This window comes from Sphingopyxis sp. BSN-002 (genome assembly GCF_022024275.1).
In the GTDB taxonomy this organism is placed as follows: Bacteria; Pseudomonadota; Alphaproteobacteria; order Sphingomonadales; family Sphingomonadaceae; genus Sphingopyxis.
Genome location: NZ_CP091804.1, coordinates 275,501 through 291,302, shown reverse-complemented (window position 1 = coordinate 291,302; position 15,802 = coordinate 275,501). Strand labels below are relative to the sequence as shown.

General features: G+C 64.4%; 12 protein-coding genes and 1 tRNA gene. 7 read left to right on the top strand and 6 right to left on the bottom strand.

The window, feature by feature from the left end; translation table 11 throughout:
• The 5 genes from L7H23_RS01605 to L7H23_RS01585 all read right to left on the bottom strand — a co-directional run bounded on the left by L7H23_RS01605 (position 1) and on the right by L7H23_RS01585 (position 6,670).
• Positions 1-1,362, bottom strand: a complete 1,362-nt coding sequence (locus tag L7H23_RS01605) for a DUF4178 domain-containing protein (protein ID WP_237837619.1) — start codon at positions 1,360-1,362, stop codon at positions 1-3.
• Positions 1,359-1,985 carry a DUF4178 domain-containing protein gene (locus tag L7H23_RS01600; RefSeq protein WP_237837618.1) on the bottom strand — a complete coding sequence of 209 codons (627 nt, stop codon included), beginning with the start codon at positions 1,983-1,985 and terminating at the stop codon, positions 1,359-1,361. The genes L7H23_RS01605 and L7H23_RS01600 overlap by 4 nt, the downstream gene beginning before the upstream one ends.
• 70 nt (positions 1,986-2,055) lie before the next feature.
• Complete coding sequence (locus tag L7H23_RS01595) at positions 2,056-3,048, bottom strand: SPFH domain-containing protein (protein WP_237837617.1); 993 nt, start codon at positions 3,046-3,048, stop codon at positions 2,056-2,058.
• Between the two features lie 203 nt (positions 3,049-3,251).
• Positions 3,252-3,341: transfer RNA gene (locus tag L7H23_RS01590), tRNA-Ser, on the bottom strand.
• A 92-nt stretch (positions 3,342-3,433) separates the two neighbouring features.
• The gene (locus tag L7H23_RS01585) at positions 3,434-6,670 is read right to left on the bottom strand and encodes an amidohydrolase family protein (protein ID WP_237837616.1); all 3,237 of its coding nucleotides are present in this window, start codon (positions 6,668-6,670) and stop codon (positions 3,434-3,436) included.
• A 140-nt stretch (positions 6,671-6,810) separates the two neighbouring features.
• Between L7H23_RS01585 and L7H23_RS01580 the strand changes: the two genes are divergently transcribed.
• From L7H23_RS01580 to L7H23_RS01560, 5 genes are all read left to right on the top strand, one after another.
• Positions 6,811-7,989 (top strand): CoA transferase, encoded by a 1,179-nt coding sequence (locus L7H23_RS01580; RefSeq protein ID WP_275671218.1) that lies wholly within the window; start codon positions 6,811-6,813, stop codon positions 7,987-7,989.
• Positions 7,990-8,063: 74 nt separating this feature from the next.
• Positions 8,064-8,948 carry a glutathione-dependent disulfide-bond oxidoreductase gene (yghU, locus tag L7H23_RS01575; protein ID WP_237837614.1) on the top strand — a complete coding sequence of 295 codons (885 nt, stop codon included), beginning with the start codon at positions 8,064-8,066 and terminating at the stop codon, positions 8,946-8,948.
• A 159-nt stretch (positions 8,949-9,107) separates the two neighbouring features.
• A complete protein-coding gene (locus tag L7H23_RS01570) occupies positions 9,108-9,530 on the top strand; it encodes a TadE/TadG family type IV pilus assembly protein (protein ID WP_237837613.1) in 423 nt (140 codons plus the stop codon).
• A gap of 3 nt (positions 9,531-9,533) precedes the next feature.
• Positions 9,534-11,153, top strand: a complete 1,620-nt coding sequence (locus tag L7H23_RS01565) for a TadG family pilus assembly protein (RefSeq protein ID WP_237837612.1) — start codon at positions 9,534-9,536, stop codon at positions 11,151-11,153.
• 94 nt (positions 11,154-11,247) lie between these two features.
• Positions 11,248-12,126, top strand: coding sequence for a PAS domain-containing protein (locus L7H23_RS01560; protein WP_237837611.1), 879 nt, complete (start codon positions 11,248-11,250; stop codon positions 12,124-12,126).
• Here the strand turns inward: L7H23_RS01560 and L7H23_RS01555 are convergent.
• Positions 12,123-13,199, bottom strand: coding sequence for an MBL fold metallo-hydrolase (locus L7H23_RS01555; RefSeq protein ID WP_237837610.1), 1,077 nt, complete (start codon positions 13,197-13,199; stop codon positions 12,123-12,125). The two genes, L7H23_RS01560 and L7H23_RS01555, sit on opposite strands and share 4 nt — an antisense overlap.
• Before the next feature lie 156 nt (positions 13,200-13,355).
• On the opposite strand from L7H23_RS01555, the gene L7H23_RS01550 reads away from it, so the two are divergent.
• Entirely contained in the window at positions 13,356-14,549 is a 1,194-nt protein-coding gene (locus L7H23_RS01550; RefSeq protein ID WP_237837609.1) for an acyl-CoA dehydrogenase family protein, read from the top strand.
• A gap of 97 nt (positions 14,550-14,646) precedes the next feature.
• The gene (locus tag L7H23_RS01545; protein ID WP_237837608.1) at positions 14,647-15,786 is read left to right on the top strand and encodes an acyl-CoA dehydrogenase family protein; all 1,140 of its coding nucleotides are present in this window, start codon (positions 14,647-14,649) and stop codon (positions 15,784-15,786) included.
• Positions 15,787-15,802: the final 16 nt, after the last annotated feature.

Genomic DNA, 15,802 nt, shown 5'->3' with positions numbered 1-15,802 from the left:
CTAATCCGCCCGCCACCAGAGGATAAGCAGTGGCAGCCCGAACAACAGGGCCATCTCCAGCCACAAATTGCTCCACATGATGCCGCCGGCGCTCGCCGTGAAGCGAAGCTCGATCCGTTCGCCGTCTGACCAAGAGGTAGCTTGCGGCAGGTCCCATGGGCCTGGCTCCGATCCGGACGGCGGTGCGGGGGGCATGATCGAGCTCGTCAGCGGCGCGGGCCAGGCATGGGCGCCGGCATCGACGACCACGTCATAGGTTCCGCGCGGGATCGACGAAAATTTGACCGTCGCCGAATAACCGCCTTCGGTCCACGGGCCGTCGCCGTCGCTGCCCGAATAGCGTTCGACCACGCCATAGGCGGTGTGGGCGCGCTGTGTCGCGCGGTCGACCAGCATATAGTCAAGATCGATCCAGCGGTTGTCGAAGCTGCTCGACCGCGCGCTGATCGTCACCGGCTGGTGTGGCCGGTTGATCGTGAGCGTACCGATCGTCAGGCTCTGCTCCTGCCCGTCTACGGCTACATTCAGGGTGTTTTCCACCGATTGGGTCGAAATGCCGAACCCGACCATGACAAACAGGGACGCCATGATCGTTGCCAGTCCGATCAGGAACATCTTCATGAGATCGTCCTGGCGCATCGCGCGCGCGCTCATGAAATCGTCGTGGGCGCGGCTCAAAAAACCGGGCGATGATGCAGCGGCCCCGCCGGGCCGTGGCGGCCCGCCCTTGCGTCCAAAGGTCTTGCGCGGCGCGCCGGCAGGCGGGCCGAAGGCGGTGCGGATCGTATAGTCGCTGAGCGGAATCAACTGGGTCCAGTTGATCTCGTCGCCGGTCCACTCGGCCGACAGCGTCTCATCGTCGCAGCTGTAGGTTGCGGCATTCACCCGATCGCCCGCGCGGACCCGCCAATAGAATTCGCCGACGACCCGATCGGTCGTCGTCGAGGCTGGATCATAGTCGAGATCATATTCCTTGCTGCGCCATATTGTGACGTCGCCGTCGGGAACAGGGCGGTCGAGAAGCATGGTACCGAACTGCCATTCGCCCTCGCTCGAAACGAGCCAGCGATAGCCGGCATAAGGATTGAACAGCAGGAATTCGGTCCAGCCGATTTCGTCGTCGCTACGCTCGAGCGCGCCGATAACCTCCCATTCGGTTTCGAACAGCGTGCCGCGCGCACCGAGCGGCAGGGGCAGGCTGCGCACGGCGCCTTCGTAGGTCGAGATTACTGCGACGTCGGGATGCGCGACGTCGAGCAGCGCGCCGCAATATTGGCAGCCAAGCGTCACCGAATGGCCCGCGGCCTTGATCGCGATGGCGCCGCCGCATGAGGGGCATTCGATGGCGCGCGACGCGGTCATCGCATCTCCGCCGGAATCGCCCAGCCCTCGATCGCCCGCAGATTGGCGGGTGCGAGCTGGTCAAGCTCCAGATATTCGCCGAGCCAGGCCGACGCGCCGCCGGCCTCGCGCTGCAGGCTGAGCGCCGCGCCGTCGGGGCTGCGGAAATCGACGCTGGTGATCGCGGTGCCGATCGCCGTTATGAAAGGAAGGTCGCCCTCGCTGCCGAGGCAGGACGCCTGCTTGAGGTCGCTGGCCTCGAACAGGCTTTCGCCGACCATCACCGTCGCGCCGGGGTTCAGTGGCTCACCCGCGGCAAAGGCGCGGATCGGCGGCAGGTCGAGCAGATCGGGACGTTCTTCGCTGATCAGGAAACTGCCCATCGCCTCGCCCAGCCAGCGGTGTACGCCGTCGGTACCTTCGGCGAACCATTCGTTCCACGATCCATCCTCCCATCCCCAGCGGACGCGGCCGACGAGCGTGAAGCGCGCGCCGCGCCAACCGACCGTCGAGCCGAGCTGGAGGGGCGAGACATCGAAGGGCAGCACAGCGACCTTGCCGATCGCCTCGATGTCGCCACCCTCGCGCCGGATCAGCGTCTGGCAATAGCTGCAGGTGACATAGGGCAGGGCTGCGCTGCGCACCGGCACCGCCGCCCCGCAGGATGGACAGGACAGACCTGATTGCATCGCGGCGACTCCCCCGGATTGCCGCTTATTTCACGCGGGCTAGAATCTCGGTCTTTTTCGCGTCGAACTCCTGCTGCGTTATCGCGCCGATGCTGAGCAATTTGTGGAGCTTTTCGAGCAGCGCGAAGGGGTCTTCGCCTGCGGTGCCGCCCGCGACCGGCGCCGATGCGGCACCCAGCCCTTGCGCCATCACCCCGCCGAGACTCGCGGCGGCGGCGATCCCGGCGCCGAGCCCGGCAATGCCGCCGTCGTTATCGGCCGCTTTTTCCAGCGCCTCCGCGGCCTGGAACTTGGCATAGCGATCAAGGTCGCCGATCGCGCGCATCGAGCTGCCCTTGTCGAGATGGCGCTGCACTTCCTCCGGCAGCGACACGCTTTCGACGAAGAAGGTCGGGCACGACAGCCCCCATTCGGCAAAGGCCTTGTCGACTTCGGCCTTGATCCTGTCCGACAGCGCCTGCTGGTTCGCGGCAAGGTCGAGAAACGCGATGCCGCCGCCGCCAAGGGCGGTGGCCAGCGAGGTCTGGATCGCGGCGCGCAATTGCGGCTCAAGCGCGCCGACGGTCATCCCGCCCAGCGTACCGAGTACACGCGTTGCAAAATTCTCCAGATCCTCGATGCGGATCGAATAGCTGCCGAAGGCGCGGATGCGCAGCGGCCCGAAGTCGGCGTCGCGCACAGTGATCGGCTGCGTCGTGCCCCATTTCAACCCGGCCTGTTCGCGCAGCGAAAAGAAGACGACGTCCGACTTGAATGGCGATTTGAACGCCTTGTCCCAGTTGAGCAGGTTGGTCAGGATCGGCAGGTTCGCTGTTTCCAGCGTGTGAAGGCCGGCAGTGAAATAGTCGGCCAGCCGCCCCTCGTTGAGGAAAGCGGCAACCTGTCCGTCGCGCACGGTCAGCTGTGCGCCCTGCTGAATCTCATTGTCGGTGAAGGGGACGCGCCATGCCAGCTGGCCGGGCTCCTCGAACCATTCAATGACGTCGACGAACTGCTTCTTCAGAAAATCCAGCACCATAAAACCCCGCCATCGCAATAAAGTTCGACGTTATCGACGGCGAGGTTTTTTGCAAGATGGGGCGTGTCCGCTTTTTGAACCCGGCACGCCCGGCTTTTGCTGCCTCCCGGGCACGCGGTAATCCATGGTGATGCGATTCATCGAAAAAGCCCAGGTTTCCCTGGGCCTTTTCCGGTGGTCGGGGATGTGTGGAAATAAGAAAATGGAGGAGAGTGAGGGATTCGAACCCTCGGTACCGTTGCCGGCACTTCGCATTTCGAGTGCGACGCTTTCGACCACTCAGCCAACTCTCCTCGCTGAGAGTGGACGCCCCTAGCGGCGGCTCGCGAGACTTGCAACCCTCTCGTCACAAAATCGCGACCCGCCGCATCCGGGCGCCCGCTAATCAGGGTTTGTCAGCCTCCCACCAATAGGGCTCGCGCTTGCGATTGCCGGTGTCGACCTCGTTCATGGTGAGCGGATCATAGAGCCGCCCGCCGAGCATCACTCGGTGAATCTTCTCGGTATTGCGAATGTCCTGCGTCGGATCGGCATCGAGAATCAGCAGATCGGCGAGCTTGCCCGGCTCGAGCGAGCCGACGTCCTTCGCATAGCCGAGCGAGACCGCAGGCATGATCGTCGCGGCCCGCAGCGCGTCGATGTTGCTCCATCCGCCCCGCACGAACGACCATATCTCCCAATGCGCACCGAGCCCGGCTTGCTGGCCGTGCGCGCCGATCGACACCATGCGACCGGTATCCGCGATCTTCTTGGCCTCGCGCGCATTGTCGTCGTCGACATAATCGGCTTCGGGCGCAATCACGCGACGCTTGTTGTTCGCTGCGAGCTCTGCCGGCGGCGCATGACGCGACAGGATCGGCTGCTCCCAGACGTTTGTATGCGCGCGCCAGTAAGGATCGCCCGCCGGCCCGCCATAGGTGACGACCAGCGTCGGGGTGTAGTTGGTCTTGGTCTGGCCCCACAGCTGCACCACATCCTTGTAGAAGGTATGAAGCGGGATGTTATGCTCGACGGTCGAGTTACCGTCCTGGATCAGCGTCAGATCCATCGTGTAGAGCGAGCCGCCTTCGGGCACGACCTCCATACCTTCTTCCTGTGCGGCGCGCACGATCATCTGGCGCTGTTCGCGCCGCGGCTGGTTGTAGTTCTTCACGCTGTGTGCGCCCTGCGCCTTCAGGCGACGGACATGCGCAAGCGCGTCTTCATAACTATTGATTTCGGCATAAACTCCGGCAGCCTTGGCGCCATAGATGATCTCGCCGGTCGAGAAGATGCGCGGCGCGAGGATCAGCCCCGCCCGCTGCATTTCGGACGATGGGAAGATTTCGGAGGAACGGGACGAGGGATTGTGGCTCGTCGTCGTTCCCATCGCGAGATTGACAATCTCCGACCAGTTCTGCTGCGGGATCAGTTCGTCGTCGCCATGCGGGCCATGCGCGTGCGCGTCGACAAAGCCGGGGACGATCGTCTTGCCCGCGGCGTCGACCGTTACCGCGCCGGCGGGAACCGTGATTGCTCCGGCTTGTCCGACCGCGGTAATGCGGTCGCCCTCGATGACGATGGCGCCGTTGTCGATGATGCCGCCGTCAGCGCCTGCCATCGTGACGATCTTCGCGCCGGTGATGACGACGGTGCCTTTATGCTTCGAGGCCGCTTCGGCCATTGAGAGCGACACGCCAGTCGTCGGCGGCTTGAACTTCGCAGGCTTGTCTTCGCCGGCGGCCGGCGCGGTTGCGAAGAAGCTGCCGAGGTCGGCGCTGAACAGGGTCGGCCCGCGCGTCCAGTGCAGGCGTTTGCCGCCATCGGACCAGTGCATATAATCGGCGCCGCTGTCGCTGACGCGCGTCACCGGCATCGCGCCGCCCGAGGTGGAGAGCGACACATCCTGCCCGCCGGGCATCAGCGGCGTGACATAGGCGTCGTAATTCTGGCGGAAGGCGAGCGTGCGCCCATCGGGCGAGACCTCGTAATCGCTGACCAGTTCGCCGCTGGCATGGATGCGCCTGTCCTGCCCCTGAAGATCGGTGCTGACGAGCTGGTTCTTGCCGTCCGCCGAGGCAACCATGAAGATACGATCGTTTGCCGTCCCGAACTGGGGCTTGGCGCCGTTGTCGCTGACCTTCTCGGGCGCGCCGCCGGTCGCTGCGATGCGATAGATGCCCGGATTCTCGCCCCAGCGTTCCGAGCGCAACCCGCCCCCGGCGCGCTTCTCGAACGCGATGATCCCGCCATCGGGCGAGAAGCGCGGTTCGGCGTAATGGCCGGGGACCGTCGTAAGCTTCCGCGACGCTCCGCCGCCCGCGCCGACGACATGGATTTCGCCGAGCCCGGCATCGGTCCAGCGCACGAACACGAGCGACTTGCCGTCGCGCGACCAACTCGGCCAGAGTTCGAACGCATTGTCCTTTGCCGCGGTCAGACGGCGCGCGGTGCCGCCGCTAGCCGGTTTGACCCAGAGCTTGCCAAGCGTCTCGAACACCACGCTGCGACCGTCGGGCGAAACCTCGGCCCAGCGCGGCATCTGCGTATTGAAACTGTCGGGCGCGACCTCGACCGTAGGGTGCGTGGCGTCGATGATCACGCGGTCGTCGCTGATGCTGAACGGGATGACGCGAGCTTCGCCGCCGGCAGCGCCCACGCGGCGGAGCTTGCCGCCAGCCCAGAAGACGACGTCCTTGCTGTCGGGGGTCCAGCTCATGTTCGGATAGACGCCTGTGACCGCCCAGGTTTCCTGAACGTCCTGATCGAGCGCATCATAGACCTTCTTCTCGGCGCCCGAGGCGAGATCCTTCACATAGAGCTTCGAGTGCGCGCCTTCGCGGCGGACATAGGCGAGCTTCTTGCCGTCGGGCGAAGGCGAGGGGCGCACCGCGCCGCCGGGGCCTGCGGCGACGGTCGTGACCTCGCCGTCGTTCAGGTCATAGCGCTCGATATGAAAGAGGTCGGTGTTGCTGTCCTGCGCATATTCGAAGATCGGCCCCGCGGTGACGTTGCGGGTATAATAGACGCCCTTGCCGTCGGGTGCGAAAGTCGGCTCGCCGAGTTCCTTCTGGTGGCGCTCGTTGGGTTTCTTGACGAGCGGCACGCCGGCGCCACCCGAGACGTGATACATCCAGACTTCGCCGGTGCCGAGCGAGCGGCCGGTGGTGAAATGCTTCTTGGCGACGATGAACTGGCCGTCGGGCGACCAGCTCGGCTGGTTCAGCAGGCGGAATTCTTCCTTGCTGAGCTGGCGCTTGTCGCTGCCGTCGCGGTTCATCAGCCAGATATTGTCGCCGCCGCCGCGATCCGAGACAAAGGCGATGCGTTTGCCGTCGGGCGAGAAGCGCGGCTGATGCTCATAGGCCAGTCCCTCGGCGATGCGCGTCGGCGTCCCGCCCTCGATCGGCATGGTGTAGATGTCGCCGAGCAGGTCGAAGGCGATGGTACGGCCGTCGGGCGCGACGTCGACATTCATCCAGCTGCCCTCGTCGACCGCGATCGGCACCTTGTGCGTCGTCATGCCGGGCGGCGCATTGACGTCCCATTTTTCCGGCTTGGCGTCGGTGGCGGGCGCCGTTTGCGCCCAAACGGAGGTCGAACAGGCCAAAGTCGCCGCAAGGGCGAGAGCGAAGCGCGCCATGAAATTATCCCCTGTTGAAATTATGTGGTGACCATATGGCTGGACCGCGAACATGCAAGGACGTGTTTCGACGAAGAACTGGCACGGTCGACGGGCGGCTGCTAGCGCCGGGTAAAGACAATGATCGGGGGAGGGCGGATGTGCCGCTGACGGGAATAAGGGTGCTCGATTTCGGCCGCTATATTGCGGGCCCCTATTGCGCAGCATTGCTCGGCGACTACGGCGCCGACGTCATCCGTATCGAGGCGCCCGGCGGCAACGACGATCGGTACACCGTGCCCGTCGCCGAAGATGGATCGGGCGCGATGTTCATGCAGATGAACCGCGGCAAGCGTTGCCTGACGCTGAAACCCGGCAGCCCCGAAGGGCGCGAGATCGTCCGGCGGCTCGTCGAGACGGCCGATGTCGTCGTGGCCAACCTGCCGTATGATGCGCTGGCCAAATTGGGCCTCGATTACGACAGCCTGTCGGCGATCAATCCGCGCATCATCCTCGCAACCGCGTCGGCATTCGGCAGCGAGGGGCCGCTGGCGAAGAATGTCGGCTTTGATGCAGTCGGACAGGCCATGTCCGGGGCGGTTCATTTGACCGGCACGCCCGATCAGCCGTATCGCGCGCAGGTCAACTATGTCGATTTCGGTACAGCGTTGCACACGGCGTTCGGCGTCATGGTCGCTCTGCGTGAACGTGAGGCGACGGGGAGGGGGCAGTGCGTAACGGGATCCCTCCTCGGTACCGCGCTCGCGATGACCAATTCGCTCGCCATCGACCACGCCCTGAACGGCATCGAGCGCCAGCCGATCGGCAATCGCAGCTTCAGTTCGGGACCGACCGATATCTTCCGTACCCGCGACGGATGGGTCGTTACCCAGATCGTCGGCGGCGGAATCTTCGCACGCTGGGCGGAACTGGTCGGGCGACCCGAACTTGTCGATGACCCGCTCTATGCCAGCGACATATTGCGCGGCGACAATGGCGAGGAGTTGAGCGTCATCATGCAGCAATGGTGCATCGCGCGGACGAGCGTCGAGGCGATCGCCCAGCTTGGCGCCGCACGCGTGCCTGCCGCTCCGGTGCTCAGGTCGAGCGAAGCACTCGCTCAACCGCAGGTCGCGGCGATGGGACTGGTCGAACCAGTCACCTATCCCGGTGCGCCGGGGGACGTCCCGCTCATCCGGGCGCCCATCGGCCTGTCGGCGAGCGCCAGGCCCGGCGTCGCACGTGCACCGCAAGTCGGGGAGCATAGCGACGCGATCCTCATGGAGATCGGTTACAGCGCCGACGCGATTTCGGCTTTGCGCGCGCAAAGGATTATTTGAGCGCGCACCGCTGGACGCCGCCCGACGAGCCGATTAAGTACCGGTCAGTACAAAATCTAGCGCAGGAGTCGCCGATGACCGATCAGACCGAATATGTGCCGCCGAAGATCTGGACCTGGGACAAGGAAAGCGGCGGTCGCTTCGCGAACATCAACCGCCCGGTCGCCGGCCCGACGCACGACAAGGATTTGCCGGTCGGCAAGCACCCGCTGCAACTCTATTCGCTCGGAACGCCCAATGGCGTGAAGGTCACGGTGCTTCTCGAAGAGCTGCTGGCGGCGGGCCATGACGGCGCCGAATATGACGCCTGGCTGATCAATATCGGTGAGGGCGACCAGTTTTCGAGCGGCTATGTCGCGGCGAACCCGAACAGCAAGATTCCCGTACTCGTCGACCGCAGCGGTGCCGAGCCGATCCGCGTCTTTGAATCGGGTGCGATCCTGATCCACCTTGCGGAGAAGTTTGGCGCCTTCCTGCCGACCGACACCGCGAAACGCGCAGAGACGCTGTCGTGGCTGATGTGGCAGATGGGCAGCGCGCCGTTTCTCGGCGGCGGCTTCGGCCACTTCTATGCCTATGCGCCGACGAAGCAGGAATATCCGATCAACCGCTATGCCATGGAAGTGAAGCGCCAGCTCGACGTGCTCGACCGGCGTCTGGCGGAGAGCGAGTATATCGCCGGCACCGACTATACGATCGCCGACATGGCGATCTGGCCCTGGTATGGCGCGCTCGTCAAAGGACTGGTCTATGACGCCGGCGAGTTCCTGCAGGTGCAGGAATACAGGAATGTCATCCGCTGGACCGACCAGCTGGCCGAGCGTCCCGCCGTGAAGCGCGGCCGTATGGTCAACCGTGTGATGGGCGATCCGGCAAGCCAGCTGCGCGAACGGCACGATGCATCGGACTTCGATCTGCGCACGCAAGACAAGCTCGAGGCGGCAACCGCCGCTGAATAGTTCGGATTTTAGGGATCGCGCCGTCGTCGGGCCCTTAACGGTCCGGTGACGGCGCGAAATTCGCCCGCGCAAGGCTCACGGGCCTTTTCGTAAAATGCGAAAAATTGCCAGGGCACCGGTTCGACGCGGCGTTCATCGGAGCGCTCCATTCTGCGTCCCATGACCTGTTCGGCTTTCCCGGTGCGGCTCGCCCGCAATGAATCCGCAGCGGCAATCGTCGAGATGGCGCTCGTCCTGCCGCTCTTCCTGGCGCTCGCGCTCGGCATCCTGATCTATGGCCAGTATTTCCTGCTCGCGCATAATGTGCAGCAGGCAGCGAACGACGGCGCGCGCGCGGCGATCGTCGGCCTCGACACCGCCGACCGCCGCGCGATTGCGGTGCGGGCCGTCGACCGTAGCATGGCGAACATCGGGGGCTTCACGCCGGCCACGCGAACGGTCGGCGTCAGCGAGACAACCGAAGCCGTCACCGTCGTGGTAACCTATACCGTGCCGCCGACCAGCTTCCTCCGATCCTCCTTCGTCCCGTCGCCCGGAAACGTGATCCGCGCCAGCGCGACATTCGAACTCCCGGTGGACTGAACCATGACAATCACGCATTTCTTTCGCGACACGCGCGCAAGTATCAGCATCGCTTCGGCTGCGGGGCTGACGATGCTCATCGGGTCGGCCGCGCTCGCGGTCGACGTCGGCTCCTTCTACCTCGATCGCCGCAAGCTGCAGGGGATCGCCGATGCCGCCGCGCTCGCTGCCGCTGGGCGACCGGGCGAGGAGCGCGCAGCCGCAGAGCGGATCATCGCCGCCAATTGCGACTGCGGTATCGCCATCGCGTCGCTGACGCCCGGCACCTATACGCCCGACGCAAAGGTCGTTGCCGAGCAACGTTTCGCGGCGGGCGGCGCTTCGCCCAACGCCGTGCGGATCCGGTTGACGCGCGACCGTCCGATGTTCTTCGGCCGCTTTCTCACCGGGCGCGAGGACACCATGATCAGCGCATCGGCGACGGGAGCACGCCGCGGCTATGCAGCCTTCTCGCTCGGCTCGCGCGTCGCAGCTGTCCATGGCGGGGTTCCCAATGCCTTGCTGTCGGCGCTTACCGGCAGCCAGGTCAATCTGTCGGTGATGGACTATAACGCGCTCGCCAGTGCCGACGTCGACCTGCTCGCATTTTCCGAAGCACTGCGAACCGAACTCGACGCCGATGTGCTGACGTTCGGCCAGACGCTGGACACGCAGGCGACGCTGCCGCAGGTGCTTTCGGCATTGTCGAAATCGACCACTGACGGGCGCGTCGCGTCTGCCGTCGGCCGGATTGCCGACACCGCCCTGCCGCGCAGCCTCTTCCCCTCCCGCGCAATCGATCTCGGGCCCCGTTCGTCCAGTATCCGTGTCGACCCGGCCAATCCGGTCAAGGTCAATGCGCTCAGCCTGCTCCGTTCGATGCTGCTGCTGTCCAACGCCAACCGACAGGTCGACATGTCGGTCGCGAGCAGCCTGCCCGGCGGGTCGGGAATCAATGTCGCGCTGCTCATCGGCGAACCGCCCGCGCAGTCGCCCCTGATTGCAGTGACCGACAACCAGCAGGTAATCGTCCGGACCGCGCAGGTGCGCCTGAAAATGGAAACCAAGGTAGCGACGCCGCTCGCGACCGTCGAAATACCCGTGTTTGCTGAACTCGGATCGGCCTCGGCACGGATCACCGACATCGACTGCCGACCGGGAAGCAGTCGCGCGGTGAACCTCGGCATCACGGCATCTCCTGCAACGCTCGCGATCGGAAAGGTCAGCGACAGCGATTTCCGGAATATGCAGCGCCCGCTCGATCCCACAGCGGCCAAGCTGGTCAAGCTGCCGCTCGCCAGCGTCGAGGCTAAGGCCGAGCTGGTGCTGTCCGACCTGAACCAGAAACCCGCAAGTTTCTCGCGCGATGACATCGATCGTGGCACGGTCAAGACGGTCGAGAGCAGCGGTCTTGTCGCTGGCGCCGCCAAGTCGCTCGCCGAACGCATGGACCTTAAGGTCAACATCCTCGGCCTCGGCCTCAACGCCAAGGCGCTGACCACCCTGGTCGGTGATACGGTCGGGCTCGCCGCGCCGGTCCTCGACGGTGTCCTCGAAAGCATTACCGGCACGCTGGGCGTCCACATCGGCGAAGCCGACGCCCGCGTGAATGCCCTGCGTTGCGGCAAGGCAAAGCTGGTCTAGCGGTCACAGCGGCGCCAGATCGGACCGTTATCGACGCCAAAATGCTGCTCCATTCGCCATAAAGGTCGCAAGAGCCAACCATGGGAGGCGAGGGGTGGCATCGGCACAGGAACCACAACGCGTATCGGCGGCAGACTTCATTCGCGGCTTCGCCAGCTGGCGGTTGCAGGCCGCGCGAAAACCGGTGGTGGTCACGCATCATGGCAAGGACGCGCATGTACTGATCTCGCTCGACGACTATCGACGTCTCGACGGCCACAGCCCGCAAGCCGACTATCTGCAGGCTTCGCTTCCCGGCCTGGTCGATGCAGTCCGCGACGGCATAATCGTGATCGACAGCACGTGGCGGGTCGCGATGCTCAACCCGGCGGCGAGCGACATGATCGAACGGCCGGCGGCAGCGCTGATCGGGCAAGAACTCGCCGATGTGCTCCCCGGACTACAGGGCAATCTGCTATCCAGTCACATTCACCGTCTGCTCGTCCATCGCGAACGCTTCTCCGGCGACATTCCGAGTCTGCTGCGGCCGCGGCAGTGGGCGCGCGTCGACCTGATTCCGGTGCCCGTCGGCGGCGCGCTGATCGTCCGCGATATCAGCGCAACAATGGACGATGTCGCCATGAACGATACGCGAGAGGCGACGCTGGCCGCGATGGAGGCGCAGGGCTTGATCGCCCGTGCGAGCATAACGGTGCGCGAGATGATCGAGGACGCGAACGATGCCTTGACAGCGCTCGTCGGCGTAGACCCCTCCGCCATCCGGCGAGTCCGCTTTTCGGCGCTGCTCGCAATGAGCGAACGCGCGGCCTTCGCCGAAGCTCTTGAGGGTGTTTTCCGGGCGGGCATTCCGGCGCGCCTTGTGTCGGCATTGGTGACGCGCGAGGGAGTCGCGACGCCGGTCATCTTGACGATCGCAGAACGGCGCGGCGCCTATGCAAGCGACGGCGCGGTCATCGTGATGACGCGCGCCTAGAACCAGCTCCCCCGCTCGATCGCCTTCGATCCTGAGGGAAGCGAATAATAATCGCCATCCTCGCCGACGAAGAGCGGCCCGGCGAACTTGTCCTTCGCATCGCCCAGAAACGCCGCGTTGAGGTACCGCATCGGATAGGGCGGCACGATGTGGCTGAGCACGAGCATCTTCACGCCTGCGATCTGCGCACTTTCGGCCGCCTGTGCCGGCGTCGCGTGATAATCGATAATATCGCGCATGATCTGCGCCGTCTGCGGGCGGCCGGCGGCCTTCAGACGCGCCGCGAGCTTCGTCACCATTTCGGGCTGGAGCGCTTCGTGGATCAGCAGGTCGCTTCCTTTCGCGACGGTCTCGACCATCTTCGACTTGCCGGTGTCGCCACTGATCGTGACGCTGCGACCCTTGTAGTCGAACCGATAGCCGACAGCCGGCTGGACCGGGCGGTGGTCGACCGGAAAGGCGGTGACCTTCAGTCCGTCGGCTTCATAGACGACGGTCGGTGCCGTCGGAACGGCGAAGGGCATCGCAACGCCGCCGGCGGCCTGCGGCGGGGTTATCTTCGGTCCATGGTGCGCGGTGCGATAGCCGTTGTCGGCGGCATAGGCGGTGCTGAAGCCGGCGATTACCGCCTCGACGCCCGTCGGCCCATAGACGGGAAGGGGAGCGGTGTTGCCGCTTGCCGTCCAGCGAAGCAGCATCATCGGCCCCAGTCCGTCGATGTGGTCAGAATGATAGTGTGTCAGGAACAACGCGCGGATCTTGCTGTTGGGCAAACCCATCAACGCTATGTTGCGGGCGCCTCCTTCGCCGGCATCGACGACGAACATCGCCTTGCCCGCAATGACGACGGTACAGGCACCCGCGCGGTCGCGGTTCGGGAGCGGGGATCCGGTGCCGCATAGGCCGATGTGAAGACCGTCGGGCAGCGACGCCAGATTGTCGCGTCCGGCGCCACGGTCGACCCCGCGCTGAAACAGCCACATTCCAATCTGTTGCTGGAAAAGCATCCCCGCGCCGGCCAGAATCCCGATCAGCAACAGCAATCCGGCAAGCGCCCGCAAGCCCTTCTTCATCGCCCCCTCCGCCATGTTGTTTTTCTCGTTTGACGTCGCTGGACAAGCCGCGACGACGGGCGCAGTCTTGCCACAATGGGTTGCGGCTCGCAACTTACCTTTACGTAAACGTGAGCGCCTCCTATAAAGGCGCCATAGCCCTGTGGGAGAATCATAATGGACATGGAATTCAGCCCGGAAGATCTCGCCTTCCAGAAGGAAGTGCGCGACTTCATCGCCGAAAATTACCCGCCTGAACTGCGCGGAAAGCAGGATGAGGGCGAGGAGATGTCCAAGGAAGATTTTCTCGCCTGGCACAAGGTGCTCTACAAGAAGGGCTGGGTCGCACCCGCGTGGCCAGTCGAATATGGCGGCACCGGCTGGACCCCGACGCAGCGCTTCATCTTCTCCGAGGAAACCGCGCGCGCCGACTGCATCCGCCTGATGCCCTTCGGGCTCGCGATGGTCGGCCCGGTGATCTACACGTTCGGCACGCCCGAACAGAAGGCCTATTTCCTGCCGCGCATCCTGTCGGGCGAGGATTGGTGGTGTCAGGGTTATTCGGAACCCGGCTCGGGATCGGACCTTGCCTCGCTTCGCACGGCGGCGGTTCCCGACGGCGACGATTATATCGTCAACGGACAGAAGACCTGGACGACGATGGCGCAATATGCCGACTGGGGCTTCTTCCTCGTCCGCACCGACAAGGAAGCCAAGCAGCAGGAAGGTATTTCGTTCCTGCTGATCGACATGAAGTCGCCGGGCATCACCGTGCGTCCGATCATCACGCTCGGCGGCGAGCATGAGGTGAACGAAGTGTGGCTCGAGGACGTCCGCGTTCCGCAATCGCAGCGCGTCTATGACGAGAACAAGGGCTGGACCTGCGCCAAGTTCCTGCTCGCACACGAACGCACCGGCATCGCCGGCGTTGCCGCGTCGAAGCGCGGGGTCGAGAAGGTGAAGGCGATCGCACGCACCGAGGTCGACGGCGACAAGCCGCTGCTTCAGAATCCCTTCTTCAAGCGCAAGATCGCCGAGCTCGAAGTCGATCTGACCGCGCTCGAATTCACCGAGCTCCGCAGCCTCGCCGGTCCGAACGCCGGCAAGGGCCCGGGACCGGAATCAAGCCTGCTCAAGATCAAGGGTTCGGAAATCCAGCAGCGGCTGACCGAGTTGACGCTCGAAGCGGTCGGCCATTATGGCGCACCCTATTTCCGCGGGTTCGGCGAAGGCGACAACGAGCATCCGATCGGGCCCGACTATGCCCATCGCGCCGCGCCGACCTATTTCAACATGCGCAAGACGACGATCTACGGCGGATCGAACGAGATCCAGCGCAACATCATCGCGAAGATGGTGCTCGGCCTCTGAAAATATCCGTCATTCCGGCGAAGGCCGGAATCTCAATGCCTCGACCTTGAGACCCCGGCCTTCGCCGGGGTGACGATGAAGTTAGGAAACACGAACAATGGATTTCACTTACACCGAAACGCAGGACATGATCCGCGACACGCTGTCGCGCTTTCTGGCCGACACCTATGACTTCGAAACGCGCCAGAAGTTCATCGACAGCGACGAAGGCCGCGACCCCGCCATCTGGACCGCGCTCGCGCAGGAACTGGGGATGCTCGGCGCGGCGTTCGCCGAGGAGCATGGCGGCCTCGGCGGCGGCGCGCTCGAAAATGCGATCGTGATGGAAGAGCTGGGCAAGGTGCTCGGGATCGAGCCCTATCTTCCGACCGTCGTCATCGCCGGCGGCGCGCTGAAGGCTGTCGGCGGCGCGCAAGCCGACAAGTTCATTCCAGAGATCATTGCGGGCAATGTGATCGTCGCCTTCGCCTATGCCGAGCCGCAGGGCCGTTACGACCTCGCCAATCTTCGCACTACCGCGAAGCAGGATGGCGCCGGCTATATATTGAACGGCCACAAGAGCGTCGTCTACGCCGCACCTTGGGCGACGCATCTGCTCGTCACCGCGCGCACCGGCGGCGGCCAGCGCGACCGGGATGGCGTCTCGCTGTTCCTGATCGACGCGAGCCTGCCGGGCATCGTGCGTCGCGACTATCCGACGGTCGATGGCAGCCGCGCGTCGGAAATCTATTTCGAGAATGTCGTGCTTCCTGCCGACGCGCTGCTCGGCGGCGAGGGCGCGGGCTTACCGCTGATCGAACAGGTCGTGGACGAGGCGACGGTCGCGATCTGCGCCGAAGCGACCGGCGTGATGCAGAAACTGCACGAAGGCACGCTGGAATATACGCAGCAGCGCAAGCAGTTCGGTGTGCCGATTGCCAAGTTCCAGGTCCTGCAGCACCGCATGGTCGACATGTTCATGGAGGTCGAGCAGGCTCGCTCGATGACGATCATGGGCACGCTGAAGCTCGACCTGCCCGCCGACGAGCGGAAGGCCGCGGTATCGGCAGCGAAGAACAAGGTCGCGCGCGGCGCGAAATTCGTCGGCCAGAACGCGATCCAGACCCATGGCGGCATCGGCATCACGCAGGAGCTGGCCATCGGCCACTATTTCAAGCGTGCGACGATGATCGAGGGCCAGTTCGGCAATGCCGACTATCACCTCGACCGCTTCGAGCAGATCACGCTCGCGGACTGACCGGACAAGCCGTCGG

What these genes read in the sequence shown, in the direction of transcription:
- L7H23_RS01605 (WP_237837619.1), bottom strand. Translation starts at nt 1,362, where the DNA reads ATGACCGCGTCGCGCGCCATCGAATGCCCCTCATGCGGCGGCGCCATC.
- L7H23_RS01595 (WP_237837617.1), bottom strand. Translation starts at nt 3,048, where the DNA reads ATGGTGCTGGATTTTCTGAAGAAGCAGTTCGTCGACGTCATTGAATGG.
- L7H23_RS01585 (WP_237837616.1), bottom strand. Translation starts at nt 6,670, where the DNA reads ATGGCGCGCTTCGCTCTCGCCCTTGCGGCGACTTTGGCCTGTTCGACC.
- yghU (WP_237837614.1), top strand. Translation starts at nt 8,064, where the DNA reads ATGACCGATCAGACCGAATATGTGCCGCCGAAGATCTGGACCTGGGAC.
- L7H23_RS01570 (WP_237837613.1), top strand. Translation starts at nt 9,108, where the DNA reads ATGACCTGTTCGGCTTTCCCGGTGCGGCTCGCCCGCAATGAATCCGCA.
- L7H23_RS01565 (WP_237837612.1), top strand. Translation starts at nt 9,534, where the DNA reads ATGACAATCACGCATTTCTTTCGCGACACGCGCGCAAGTATCAGCATC.
- L7H23_RS01555 (WP_237837610.1), bottom strand. Translation starts at nt 13,199, where the DNA reads ATGAAGAAGGGCTTGCGGGCGCTTGCCGGATTGCTGTTGCTGATCGGG.
- L7H23_RS01550 (WP_237837609.1), top strand. Translation starts at nt 13,356, where the DNA reads ATGGACATGGAATTCAGCCCGGAAGATCTCGCCTTCCAGAAGGAAGTG.
- L7H23_RS01545 (WP_237837608.1), top strand. Translation starts at nt 14,647, where the DNA reads ATGGATTTCACTTACACCGAAACGCAGGACATGATCCGCGACACGCTG.